This window comes from Candidatus Sarcina troglodytae, assembly GCF_015708635.1.
Lineage (GTDB): Bacteria > Bacillota > Clostridia > Clostridiales > Clostridiaceae > Sarcina > Sarcina ventriculi.
Window position 1 is genome coordinate 675,431 of record NZ_CP051754.1, and the last position, 13,739, is coordinate 689,169.

The following is a 13,739-nucleotide window of genomic DNA, read 5'->3' on the forward strand; positions in this document are numbered from 1 at the left end:
GTTATTTCAGATTGTATTATTTTATAGAAGTAGATTGTGAGTAAAACTGAGTATGTTTATAATGATAGATTATTTTTGAAAAGTTAAACATTATACCTGAGGATAAGTAAATTTGTTCTAAAACACTCATGGCTGGGTCATTAGGATTTAATTCAAGTAAATTTGCTATATGCTTATCAAGTTTAATTATATTAAAATATCTATCAGAAAACCCCATATTTAAGTTTAAAGCACTGTTTAAATATTCAAAAATAGATTCTTTTGCGATTTCTTTAGTTAAGTATGGAACAACACTTTTTTTATAATAGGATTCTTCATAGCACATAATTTCATTATTTATATATCTAATTCTTTTAATTTTGTATATTTCATCATTAAGATTACATTCAAGTAATTGAGCTATTTTGTTATCTGCTTTTATAATATCAAAATCTAATACTTTTGATGTTATTTTAAATTCTTTTAAGCTACTAGTAAATCCTGCTAGTATATTAAAATCTATATATCCAGTACGGTTTCTTCTTCTAACAAAGATTCCACTTCCTTGAACTTGATAAATAATTCCTTTTAAAACCAAGGATTCTAATGCCTTAACTATAGTACTTTTACTGACCTTATAGTCAAAAGCAAAGTTTTCTACTGTTGGTAATTTTGTTCCTTGAGGCAAGGAATTGCTGTATATATAATTTTCTATTTCTTTTGCTATTTGCTGATATTTAAGCATTTTTACTCCCTTTTAGTTTAAGATATTTGTTTTTTAGTATAGCATAAATAATAACTAAATCCAACTTTAGAAATTGTTTTCAAAAATATATTGACAAATTATACTGGTATAATTATTATATAAATATACAATATAATTATACTAATATATTTAAGGGGGACAGTTATGTCAAAAGCAATTCGTGATTATGATAAATTAGCGGTGGATATAATAGAGGCGGTTGGAGGAGAAAAAAATATTGTTAAGGCATCAAGATGTGCAACTAGGCTTAGATTAGTATTAAAAGACACACCAAATGATGCTAATAAAAGGGTTTCAGCTCTCACTGGAGTAATAACAGTAGTTGAAAATGGAGGTCAATTTCAGGTTGTTATAGGAACTCATGTGGGTAAGGTTTTTGATAAGGTAGCAAGTGAGTTAAACTTGGAAGATATAGAAGATAATGATGCTCCAAAGTCTAGTATTTTAAATAGAGTAATTGCAACAATGTCGGCAGTATTTGCTCCATTTATTTATATTCTAGCCGCTGCTGGGATATTGCAAGGTGGTTTAATATTAATTAATATGATAAATCCTACATTTCAAACTACTGGGACATATGAAGTTTTAAGTTTTATATCGTGGGCTCCATTTACTTTTTTACCAATATTCATAGCTATTACTGCATCTAAGCATTTTAAATGTAATACTTTTATTGCAGTAGCTTGTTGTTGTGCACTTGTAAGTCCAACTTGGGGAGAAATTGCAACAAGAATAGCTGGGGGAGAAGCAGTTAAATTTTTAGGTATTAAATTATCAGAAACAACATACACATCATCAGTGTTACCTCCATTATTTTTAGTATGGATATTATCATATGTTGAAAGATTTGTTGAGAAAAAATTACCAGACGTAGTTAAATCGTTATTTACACCTCTAATATGTATGTTAATTATGGTTCCTTTTACAATAGTTTTAATAGGACCAGTATCAGACGGGGTAGCTACAGCGATAGCAAATGGATATAATGCTTTATATAGTTTTGCACCTGCAGTTGCAGCGGCAGTTATAGGTGGGCTATGGCAAATTGTAGTTATATTTGGGGTGCATTGGGGTGTTACACCAATGTGTTTAGCTAATTATGATATGTATGGTATGGATACGTTTCAAGCTTTCCAAACAATGGCTGTTATAGCACAAACAGGTGCAGTAATTGGTGTGTTTATAAAGGCTAGAAATAGAGAAACTAAAAGCGTAGCTCTTTCTTCTGGAATTACTGGATTTTTTGGTATAACAGAACCAGCAATATATGGAGTAAACTTAAAACTAAAAAAACCATTTATATGCGGATGTATAGCAGGTGGTATTGGAGCGATAGTAGCATCATTTTTTAATGTAGCTTATTATGCATATGCTGGTCTTCCAGGAGCTTTAACAGTAGTAAATGCTATTAATCCAGAAAATCCAAGTTCAATTATAGGAATGTTGTTAGGTGGTGCAATATCATTATTTGGTGCGATTATACTAGTTCAAATAATAGGAAGTGGAGAAAATATAAATGAAATCAAAGAAAATAAAAAAGAAACTATTGAAGTGTCACAAAGCAGTATAATTGGTGGAAAAAAAGAAATAAAAAGCCCTATTGCTGGAAAAGTAATAGAATTATCAAAAGTTGATGACCCAGTATTTTCGTCAGGGGCAATGGGAAATGGAGTAGCAATAAAACCAAGTGATAATAAGGTGTATGCACCATTTAATGGAACAGTTCAGTTTATTGCAGATACTAAACATGCAATAGGATTAATTTCAGATGATGGGATAGAAATATTAATTCATGTAGGAATGGATACTGTTAAAATGAATGGAAAAGGATTTGATGTGAAAACAGCAGTAAATTCAAGGGTAAAACAAGGAGAACTTTTACTAGAATTTGATATAAAAGCTATAGAGAAAGAAGGGTATCAAACAGTTACTCCAGTTATAATTACAAATAGTGATATGTATAATCAAAGTTTAGTAGCTATAGATATGAATGTGGACAATGGTAAAACAATAATTGATTTAAGAGAATTAAGTTTAAGTATATAAAAACATAAGGGGGAAAATTATGAGTAAGTTACCAAAAGATTTTTTATGGGGTGGAGCATTTGCCGCTCACCAATTTGAAGGGGGCTGGAATGCTGGAGGTAAAGGACCAAGTGTCGTAGATGTAATGACAGCAGGAGCTCATGGAGTGCCAAGAGAAATTACTGAAAGTGTTATGGAAGATAAATTTTATCCAAATCATGAAGCTATAGATTTTTATCATAGATATAAAGAAGATATAAAATTGCTTGCTGGAATGGAAATTAAATGTTTAAGAACTTCAATAGCATGGTCTAGAATATTTCCAAAGGGTGATGAACTAGTTCCTAATGAAGAAGGACTTAAATTCTATGATGATTTATTTGATGAATTATTAAAGTATAACATAGAGCCAGTTATTACATTATCTCATTTTGAATTGCCATTGCATTTAGCTAGAGAATATGGTGGCTTTAGGAATCGTAAAGTAGTAGACTTTTTTGAAAGATTTGCAGAAGTATGTTTTAAAAGATATAAAAATAAAGTTAAGTATTGGATGACTTTTAATGAAATAAATAACCAAATGGATACTGAAAATCCACTATTTTTCTGGACAAACTCAGGTGTAACTGTAAAAGAAGGAGAAGACAAAAAAGCTGTTTTATATAAGGTTGCACATAATGAATTATTAGCTAGTGCAAAAGCTGTTATAAAAGGTCATGAAATAAATCCAGAATTTAAAATAGGATGTATGATTTCACATGTACCTATATATCCATATTCATGTAATCCAGATGATATAATGGCGGCAGAAGAAGCAATGCGTCAAAGATTCTTCTTCCCAGATGTCCATGTGCGTGGACATTATCCAAAATATGCGTTAAAAGAATTTGAACGCCAAGGCTATGATATTGGTATAGAAGAAGGCGATTTAGAAATATTAAAGGCTGGAACTGTAGATTATATAGGATTTAGTTATTATATGTCTACTGTTGTAAAAGCAGATGTTAAAAATGATAATACTGGTGATGTTGTAAATGGAGCATTGCAAAATTCAGTAGAAAATCCTTATATAAAAGCTAGTGATTGGGGATGGCCAATAGATCCAGTTGGTTTAAGATATACTTTAAACCGTTTATATGAAAGATATGAGCTTCCTATGTTTATAGTGGAAAATGGATTTGGAGCAATTGATAAAATCGAAGAAGATGGGAAAATTCATGATTCATATCGTATAGATTATTTAGCAAAGCATATAGAAGAAATAAAAAAGGCTGTAAATTATGACGGTGTAGAATTAATGGGATATACTCCATGGGGAATTATAGACTTAGTATCTTTCACAACTGGAGAAATGAAAAAAAGATATGGTATGATTTACGTAGATCGTGATAATGAAGGTAACGGTAGTATGGAGAGACTATGTAAAGATTCATATCTATGGTATAAAGAAGTTATTGATTCAGATGGAGAAAATATATAAGGTGATATTTAAAATATAAAGAAGTAATTAAAGAAACACTTATGTTAATCATAAGTGTTTTTTGCCAAGTTTAAATTATATTGTTTCTAAATTTAAGTTTATATCCAAGTTATATCCGCATCTTTTCTTGGAGTAGTTCTTTTATATGTTACATCAGGGTATCCAAGTACTAAACATGCAATTATTTTTTTATCTTTAATTTTAAGAAGTTCTAATATTTCTTTATTGTCTTTAGCTGCAAGTTGGATAAATCCACTAAAGAAAGTTCCAAGGTTTAAGGCATTAGTCATAAGTTCCATGTTAGATGAAGCTAAAGCGCCATTTATTTCAGTATTAGCTGTAATTATTATAACGGCAGGAGCATTAAACAAGATTCTATCATTTTTTATAGGATCTTCTTTATATAGCTTATAGGAGTTAATCCATAGTTTAGCATATTTTTCTAAATATTTAGTTTCAGGTGTTAAATTAGCTAGTATATATTCACCTTTTTTATTTAAAGCTTCGTAAGTTAAATCTCTAAGTTCGTTAAGTTTGTTAGTTACTATAGTAAAAGAAACATCTTGACTATTAGTTGCAGTTTCTGTAACTCTACCAGCTTCGATAATTTTATGTAGTTTTTCTTTTTCTATTTCTTTATTTTTAAACCTTCTAACACTTCTTCTAAATTTTATAAAGTTTAATAAGTTATCAGCATCTACTGAAAAATTTTCTTTATTGTATTCAATTACATCGTCCATGTTGTAATCATTTGTTGAAACTGCCTTTGTTGGGCATATAGCAATGCAGTGACCGCATTTTATACAAGATTCATTTTTTATATAAGCTTTACTATCTTTTAATAATATGTCACTAACTGGACAATCTTTTATACATTGAGTACATGCAACACATTTTTCTCTATTTACGTTAAACATGATTAAATATCTCCAATCTTAATTTTTTTATAAATTTATTTAAGTTATTATATATATTTATAATTTAATTATACTTATAATAGAAATGAAAAGTCTAATTTATATTATTCATAGAATTATAACCAAAAGTTATAGAAAGAAAATGTTATTAAAAAAGGGAGATTATATTTGTGAATTTACAGCAGTTAGAATATTTAAAAGGGATAGCTGAAACGAAAAGTTTTACTTTAGCAGCTGAATATGCTCATGTAACGCAGCCAGCTTTAAGTAAAGCAATATCTAAATTAGAAGAGGAATTGGGAGTTACTTTAATTAAAAGAGATGGACGAGATATAAATCTTACAGAGTTTGGAGAAATATTTTTAAAACATGGGAAATCTGCTTTAAGTAGTATTAATGAGGGAATAAAGGAGATAGAAGATTTAAAAAAGAAGAATGAAAATAATATTTATATTTCATCGACTCCTTGTATAAGTGCAAGTTTTATACATTTTGTAATAAGTGATTTTTTAAATCTTTATAATGGTACGAAGTTTCAGTTTAGCAATGAGTCTACAAAAAATATATTACATAATTTAAATAATAATAAAATAGATATAGGTTTTTTTGAGTCTATTGAAAATATAGAAGATTTTAGAGAAGTAGAATTTGAAAAAATAAAAAAAGAAAAGTATGTATTGGTTGTGCCTAAAAATCATCATCTTGCAAGCAAGCATGAAGTTTCATTAAAGGATTTGAAAGATGAGTTTTTTATTATGGTTGATGAGTATAAAAATAAGATTGTAAAATATCATGAAAAGATAGGATATATTCCTAAAATATTAGTACAGCCAAAAGAAGCAGGGGTTATAGGAGTATTAGTACTAGTTGCAGCAGGAGCAGGTATTACAATACTTCCTAATACACAGATGATTAATGTAGATAAAATATCTATATTAAACATAAAAGAAGATATAGGATATAAAACTATTTATATGGGATGGAATAAACATAAAAGTGAAGTAGCCATTGTGAAGAATTTTAAAGAATTTGTAATTAAAAAATATAAATAATACATTTAATAATAGAAAAATAAAATGGTTTAGATAAAATTTTATTGCTATATACATAGAATATTAATAAGTAATATTTGTGGAGCGTTATTAAGTGAATTTAAGTAGAAAAAATATAGTAGCTGAGGAAAGTACAAAAGAGAATATAATATTATATCCAGCAATGAAAAATACTATAAATGGAAAAGTTTATGGGTATATTAATAATAAAGGATTGTTTGTTATTAAACCTAGATTTCAAATAGCTTATGATTTTAAATATGATGCAGCAGTAGTTTTAGAAAATAATAAGTTTGGAGTTATTAATACTAATGGAGAATATCTTGTAAAACCAGTTTATGATAGTATAGGAGAGTTTAAGGAAGGAAGGGCTGTATTTAATCTAAATGGTAATGTAGGAGTTATAGATGATAAAGGTAATGTTATAACTGAAAAAAAATATGATTTTATAGGTGAATTTAACGATGGATTAGCTCTTATTGCAAAAAGCTATAAAAATGGGGATTATAGATATGGTTATATTAATTTAAAAGGAGAAGAAGTAATTTCGCCCAAATTTATAATGGCTTATCCATTTAAAGATAGAATAGCTTTAGTAAAATTAGATTATACAAATTATGCACTTATTAATGAAAATGGAGAGATTTTAAAAACATATAAACATATATTTCTTTATGGATATAATGTAGGGGTTATGGTTTATGCTGATAATTTTCAAGGACCTTATGGATATATAGATAACAAAGGGAAAGAAATAATTAAAGCAAAATATAGTGAAGCATCAGCTTTTAATGATGGTGTTGCAATTGTAAGTTATGATAAAAATTATGAAAAACGTTATGGGGTAATTGATTTAGAAGGAAAATATGTTTTTGAGCCTATATTTAGTAGTATATTAAGTTTGGGTGAGGGGAGAGTGGCTTTAGGCTTACCTATGGGAGAAGATACTTTTATCAATAGAAATATTTATGCCATAGCGAGTACAGATGGAAAAATTCTTACTAATTTTTTATATTTATATGTTGGAATTTATAAGGATGGATTAGCTTGTGCAAGTGATGAAGAGTATAGTTTTTTTATAAATTTAAGTGGAGAGAGAAATAAAAATTATCCAAAGGTTAAAGGTAGTGGTCAACTTTTAAAAAAGGAAAATTTAATCTATGCAGATATTGACTATATGCCTTATTATATAGGGAAGTATAATGAAGTAGTATACAAACCAAATGATATTATAAAGTTAGATAATAATTATTCTGTTTTTATGAAAAAATATAAGCCCAATATTAATTATTTAATTTATGTACCCAATATTTTGGAACATGAGAGTAGAAAGTTAGGAAAGATAAATAAAAGATTAGAAGAGGATTCTTATTTTAGCCCTTACAGTGAAAATAAAAATCAAGAAATAACCAAAGATACTATTTTAGAATATAATTATTATGGGACTTTTGATATAAAATTTTTTAAGAAAAATTTTATAAGTATAGAGCTTAATGGTAGTTACTATGTTTTGGGTTCAGCACATCCAATGCCTGTTAGAAAAGCAGAAAATATAAATTTAATAACGGGAAAATTTTATATTTTAGAAGATTTATTTATAAAAAATTCTCCATGGAAAGAATATTTAAATACATTAATTAAATCTATGATAAATTTTGATAAAGAATATAATTATGTATTTAAAGACTCTTTTACAGGAATAGATAACAATCAAAATTTTTATATTGATGAAGATAATCTATATATTTATTTTAAGCCGTATGATATAGCCCCATATTCAGCTGGATTTGTTACTTTTAAAATACCTTTTACACAATTAAATAAAATTATAAATAAAAATAGTGAATTTTATATGTCATTTAATTAAAATTTTTATTGTTAAAATTAAAAAGTCATGAATTGCTCATGACTTTTTGTTTATGAGTTATAAATATCTTCATTTAAGCAGTTTTCAGATTTTGCAACTACCAAAGCTGTTGCGGCATCTCCTATAACGTTTAAAGAAGTTATTAGCATATCTATTGGTCTATTAATAGCTAAAATAAGTGAGTATGCTATTAATGTAGATGGATTATTATATCCCATTCCTGTTAATATTGAAAATAATATAATTGATGAAGAGCCAGGAGCAGATGGCGTACCAATTGATGCAATAAGTGCAAGAGCTGATATTACAATCATATTTTGAAGTGTAATATTATAGCCTGAACTAGATGCTATAAATACAGTAGCTATAACTTGCATTATGGCTGTTCCATTCATGTTTATTGTCATGCCAAGTGGAAGAGTAAATGATGATATATCTTCACTAATACCAAGTTCTTCAACAGAAGTTTTTTGATTTAGAGATAGTGCAGCAGCAGATGATGCAGCTGAAAATCCAAGTAGTGCAACTTTAGACATTTTTCTCATAAATATAAAAGGGTTTAAGCCTGTTTTTACATATATGAATAATGGATATCCAATAAGTAAAAATAAAATGGATGCGATCGCTACAACTAGCATATATGATAATGCAGAGCTTAAGTGGTCTAAACCATATACTGCAAAGGTTCTTGATATAAGAACAAAAACTGCAATAGGGCTAAATTTAGTTATTATAAAGTTCAAAAAAACAGTTATTATGCTATTAATATCTTCAAGCAGTTTTTTTAAAACTAATATTTTATCTCCTAAACAATTTATACAAAGTCCTGTACAAATAGCTAAAACGACTACAGCCAAAACTCTTGAATTGGTTGAAAATATAGCTGTAATATTACTTGGAACAGCATCTATTAGCACAAGAAGTGGATTAGATGAACTAGCAGTTTGAGCTGATGCTACATTTCCACCGATATTTACAGTAAATAATCCTAAAGTATTTGCTATGTAACCAAATATTATGGCTACAATTAATGCAAGAATTGAAGTGGTAAGAAAGTTTAATAGAGTTTTTTTAGATATTCTACCTAACTTTTTAGTATCACTTATATGGCACATGGAAAGTGCTATTGATGAGAAAATCATAGGAACTATTATTAGTTGTAATGAATTTAAAAACAATTGTCCTATTATGTAAAATAGTCCAATAGCATTTTTACCTTCATCTACGCTTATATCTTGAAAAAATATACTATTTATTATATTCCAAACATTATTGTTACCGCTAGATATTAAATTGCTTTTTAAAATAAGAATTAATATGCCAACAACTACTCCAAGTAGAAGAGAAATAGTCATTTTAAAGCTTAAACTTGTAGTTTTTTCTCTTGAAGTTTTGGATTTAAAAGCTATATTCATAATTACCTCCTTAAATCAGAAATACACTTTAATTATAAAAATATGGTTTAATATATTATTTTACAATATATATTAAAATTTTACAGTAAATTTATAATATATTACAAAATATTCAATGTCAAGATAAGCTATTTTAAATAGATAGTTCCAAATTTTTTACATGTTTAATAAATGTGTTAATAGCGTGAGGAAAATATCTATCTTTTAGATAAGCTAAATAAATATATCTATTTTGTTTTATATTATTTATAGAAATTTGTTTCACATTAAAGTTATTAAGTTGAGGAATTTTTGCAACTACGGCTATTCCAAAGTTTTCAGCTACTAATCCGGCAATGGCATTTTCATCTTCACACTCAAAAATGATTTTAGGGTTTACATTACAATCTTTAAATAGCTTTGATGTAAATTTCCCAAGCCCACTATTTTTGTTGTAGGTAACCAAAGGATAATTTTGAACCTCTTCAATATTAATAGATTTTAATTTAGATAATTTATGATTATTTGGGACAATTAAAACAAGTTCTTGCTTTAATATTGGTTCAAAAATAATCGAAGGTTCCTCCTTCACAAAAGAACAAAAACCTATATCGTATTTTGATGATTTTAAACCTTCCACAACTTCAGTTGTTAATTCTTGTTTGAAAGTAAATGTAACATCTTTATTTTCATCTTTTTCTAAAAAATTTCTAACTGCTTTTGGAATGTAATATGAAGATAGTGGCGCAACATAAGCTATATCAATATTTCCTTTTGTATTACTTGTAAACTTTTTAAGCTTTTCTTCACCTAATTCTAGAGTATCTAAAGATTTTTCTACATAATTTAAAAATATTTTTCCATATTTAGTTAATTTAATACATCTACCTTGTTTTTCAAATAATTTTGTACCTAATTCATCTTCAAGAGCAGATATTGAATAACTAAGGCTAGGTTGAGAAATGTGAAGTTCTTTGGCTGCATTTCTAAAGTGCTCAAGTTTAGCTATGGTTTTAAAATAATAAAGTTGATTTAAATTCATTTACGTCATTACCTCCTAAGAACATATTTTTAATATTTATGATATTTTTACTTATTATACTATAAATGATAAGATATATCTATCAAAATTAATAAAAATAAGTATTATATTTATTTAAAAAATAGTTATATAATCTAGCTATAGAAAAGATTAGTAATATTATATTGTAAAAAATGTTAAAAAATTAACATCAAGAATATTATCTAAATGGATAAGGAGATAAAATGATGAAAAAAACTGTTGTAGTTAGAGATTTAATATTAGGTGAAGGAATCCCTAAAGTATGTGTACCACTTGTAGGAAAGACTAGAGAAGATATTATAAATGGTGCAAGAGATTTACAAAGTGTTAATTTAGATTTAGTAGAGTGGCGTGTTGACCATTATGTAGATGTTTTAGATATAGAAAAAGTTAAAGAAACTTTAGTAGAACTTAGAGAAATTTTAGATAATACACCAATCTTATTTACATTTAGAAGTTTAAAAGAAGGTGGAGAAAAGGAAATATCTACTGATTTTTATGCTAAATTAAACAAAGAAATTTCATTAACTAAAAATGTTGATTTAATAGATGTAGAGTTATTTACAGGAGATGAAGTAGTAAAGGAAATAGTTGAATTTGCGCATAGTAATGGGGTAAAAGTTGTAATGTCAAATCATGATTTCTTTAAGACTCCAGAAAAAGAAGAGATAGTTAATAGATTATGCAAAATGCAAGACTTAGGAGCAGATTTACCTAAAATAGCTGTTATGCCTCAAAGTACAACAGATGTACTTACTCTTTTATGTGCAACAGATGAAATGGCAACTAAATATGCGAAAACTCCGATAATAACAATGTCTATGGCAGGTCTTGGGGTTATAAGTCGTCTAGCTGGAGAAACTTTTGGTTCAGCTTTAACTTTTGGAGCAGCAAAACAAGCATCAGCACCAGGACAAGTTGCTGTTGATGAATTATATAAAGTATTAAATCTTCTTCATGAAAGTAAATAATTAAAAAAGATTAATTTAAGGGGGAAATAAAAAATGGCAGAAAGAATAACAGGACATACAGAACTTATAGGATTAATAGCAACACCAATAAGGCATTCAAGTTCACCAGCAATGCATAATGAGGCTTTTGCAAAGTTAGGTTTAGATTATGCTTATTTAGCATTTGAGGTTGGTAATGAAGAGTTGGAGGATACTATCAAAGGATTTAGAGCAATGAAAGTTAGAGGGTGCAATGTGTCTATGCCTAATAAGACAGTTGTTCATAAATATTTAGATGGATTATCAAAGGCTGCAGAACTTTGTGGTGCTGTAAATACAGTAGTAAATGATAATGGAGTTTTAACTGGGCATATAACAGATGGGATTGGATACATGAGGGCGTTAAAAGATGCCGGTGTTGATGTAATTGGAAAGAAAATGACTATAGTAGGAGCAGGCGGAGCTGCAACTGCAATAGAAATTCAAGCAGCATTAGATGGTGTTAAAGAGATTTCTATCTTTAATATAAAAGATGATTTTTATAAGAGAGCAGAGCAAACAGTAAGAGATATAAATGAAAAAACATCTTGCAAAGCAACTCTTTATGACTTAGCAGATTTAGATAAGCTAAAAGAAGAAATAGCTACAAGTCATATATTCACAAATGCTACAGGTGTAGGAATGAAGCCATTAGAAGGACAAACATATATACCAGATTCAAGTTTTTTAAGACCTGATTTAATAGTGTCAGATGTTGTATATTCTCCAAGAGAAACTGCACTTTTAAAAATGGCTAAAGAAGTTGGTTGTAAAACATTAAATGGGTTAGGCATGATGTTATTCCAAGGTGCGGCAGCTTTTGAACTTTGGACAGGAAAAGAAATGCCAATAGAATATATGAAAGAAAAATTAGATATTAAATATTAAAAAATATCTAAAAATTAGGGGTAAGTTATGAATACAACAGTAAATACAAAAAAAAGCACAAGTAAGTACTTTTATTTAACTGCCTTTTGTGTGTATATAAATTATTTTGTTCATGGTATGGGTGCTTCTATACTTGCACAAAATTCAAGTTCATTACAATCTTTATGGCATACAGATGCAGCTGCTGTACTTTATGTAATATCAGCTCTTGGAATTGGGAGGTTTATAGCCCTTCCTTTTTCAGGAGTAATATCAGATAAATTAGGTAGAAAGAAAACTATTTTAATAGGTATAGCATTTTATATTGCTTTCTTTGGTGGAATATTAGTTACACCTAATGTGCAAATAGCTTTTGCAGTAGCATTGCTTGCAGGAATAGCAAATTCATTTTTAGATTCTGGATGTATTCCAGCTGTGATGGAAATATTAACTGAATCAACAGGGTTAGCTAGTATTTTAACAAAATTATTTATATCAGTTGGACAATATACTCTTCCATTAATAATTGGATTTTTAGTGGGAAACAATATGTATTTTGGATATTCATTTATTTTATGTATAGCAATATTAATTGTAAATTCATTATTTTTATTAAAAATGCCATTTCCACAAATAGAAAATGTAAAGAAATCTTCGGATAAAAAAGATGTCCAAGTTGAGGAAACTGTAAAATCAAATTTCTTTATAGAAGGTATAGCGTTAATTGCGATAGGATTTACATCAACTGCAACATTTCAAATTTTCTTAAATGTTAACAAAACATTTGGTATAGATGTGGTTGGAATGAGTGAAGTTGCAGCAGGTAAAATTCAATCTAACTATGCATTAGGATCAATATGTGCGGTGCTTTTAACAGCAGTACTTGTTAAAAAGTTAATAAAACCAGCTAGATTTTTATTTATATACCCACTTATATCATTAGTAACTTTAATTGCAATGTTTATGTTAAGAACAGAAACAATTTGTATTATAGGAGGATTTATAATAGGATTTTCAGCAGCTGGAGGGGTACTTCAACTTGCAGTATCAACAATGTCAGATTTATTTCCTGTATCTAAAGGGAAAATAACAAGTATGGTAATGATGGCATCTAGTATAGCAACATTTAGTGTTACAGCTATTGCTGGATTTGTTACTCAAACTATGGGAACTGAGTATACTCTTTTATTAGCAGCTATAGTAACAGCAGTTGGAGTTTTACTTTCTATAGTGGTTAATATAAGATACAATCAATTATCAAGATTAAAGAAAAAATAATGAAATTAAAATTTTATTTTTAATCAGTATTGAATCAATAAATTAAACTAAACGATAATTTT

11 protein-coding genes are annotated in these 13,739 nt (G+C 27.9%); 7 read left to right on the top strand and 4 right to left on the bottom strand.

Annotated elements, in window-relative coordinates:
* Window positions 1–16: 16 nt before the first annotated feature.
* Window positions 17–724: a GntR family transcriptional regulator gene (locus tag HH195_RS02980; RefSeq protein ID WP_196371512.1), complete on the bottom strand. Its 708-nt coding sequence runs from the start codon at window positions 722–724 to the stop codon at window positions 17–19.
* A gap of 165 nt (window positions 725–889) precedes the next feature.
* Between HH195_RS02980 and HH195_RS02985 the strand changes: the two genes are divergently transcribed.
* Complete coding sequence (locus HH195_RS02985) at window positions 890–2,791, top strand: beta-glucoside-specific PTS transporter subunit IIABC (protein WP_196371513.1); 1,902 nt, start codon at window positions 890–892, stop codon at window positions 2,789–2,791.
* A 19-nt stretch (window positions 2,792–2,810) separates the two neighbouring features.
* Window positions 2,811–4,250, top strand: a complete 1,440-nt coding sequence (locus tag HH195_RS02990; protein ID WP_196371514.1) for a 6-phospho-beta-glucosidase — start codon at window positions 2,811–2,813, stop codon at window positions 4,248–4,250.
* Window positions 4,251–4,348: 98 nt separating this feature from the next.
* On the opposite strand, the gene HH195_RS02995 is transcribed toward HH195_RS02990, so the two are convergent.
* Window positions 4,349–5,167, bottom strand: a complete 819-nt coding sequence (locus HH195_RS02995) for a nitroreductase family protein (RefSeq protein ID WP_055258531.1) — start codon at window positions 5,165–5,167, stop codon at window positions 4,349–4,351.
* 170 nt (window positions 5,168–5,337) lie between these two features.
* On the opposite strand from HH195_RS02995, the gene HH195_RS03000 reads away from it, so the two are divergent.
* On the top strand, window positions 5,338–6,219 hold the full coding sequence (locus tag HH195_RS03000; protein WP_196371515.1) for a LysR family transcriptional regulator: 882 nt from the start codon (window positions 5,338–5,340) through the stop codon (window positions 6,217–6,219).
* A gap of 94 nt (window positions 6,220–6,313) precedes the next feature.
* Window positions 6,314–8,086: a WG repeat-containing protein gene (locus HH195_RS03005; RefSeq protein ID WP_243278535.1), complete on the top strand. Its 1,773-nt coding sequence runs from the start codon at window positions 6,314–6,316 to the stop codon at window positions 8,084–8,086.
* A gap of 50 nt (window positions 8,087–8,136) precedes the next feature.
* Here HH195_RS03005 and HH195_RS03010 read toward each other — a convergent pair whose 3' ends face one another.
* Both HH195_RS03010 and HH195_RS03015 read right to left on the bottom strand, forming a co-directional pair.
* Complete coding sequence (locus tag HH195_RS03010) at window positions 8,137–9,501, bottom strand: dicarboxylate/amino acid:cation symporter (RefSeq protein WP_235973280.1); 1,365 nt, start codon at window positions 9,499–9,501, stop codon at window positions 8,137–8,139.
* A 133-nt stretch (window positions 9,502–9,634) separates the two neighbouring features.
* Window positions 9,635–10,522, bottom strand: a complete 888-nt coding sequence (locus HH195_RS03015) for a LysR family transcriptional regulator (RefSeq protein WP_196371516.1) — start codon at window positions 10,520–10,522, stop codon at window positions 9,635–9,637.
* A 227-nt stretch (window positions 10,523–10,749) separates the two neighbouring features.
* Here HH195_RS03015 and aroD point away from each other — a divergent pair, with 227 nt between their 5' ends.
* From aroD to HH195_RS03030, 3 genes are read left to right on the top strand one after another with little or no spacing between them, the layout of a single operon-like run.
* Complete coding sequence (aroD, locus tag HH195_RS03020) at window positions 10,750–11,514, top strand: type I 3-dehydroquinate dehydratase (RefSeq protein ID WP_195925660.1); 765 nt, start codon at window positions 10,750–10,752, stop codon at window positions 11,512–11,514.
* 33 nt (window positions 11,515–11,547) lie between these two features.
* Window positions 11,548–12,420, top strand: a complete 873-nt coding sequence (locus HH195_RS03025; protein WP_196371517.1) for a shikimate dehydrogenase — start codon at window positions 11,548–11,550, stop codon at window positions 12,418–12,420.
* A 27-nt stretch (window positions 12,421–12,447) separates the two neighbouring features.
* Window positions 12,448–13,677 carry an MFS transporter gene (locus tag HH195_RS03030; protein WP_196371518.1) on the top strand — a complete coding sequence of 410 codons (1,230 nt, stop codon included), beginning with the start codon at window positions 12,448–12,450 and terminating at the stop codon, window positions 13,675–13,677.
* The last annotated feature ends 62 nt before the right edge of the window (window positions 13,678–13,739 follow it).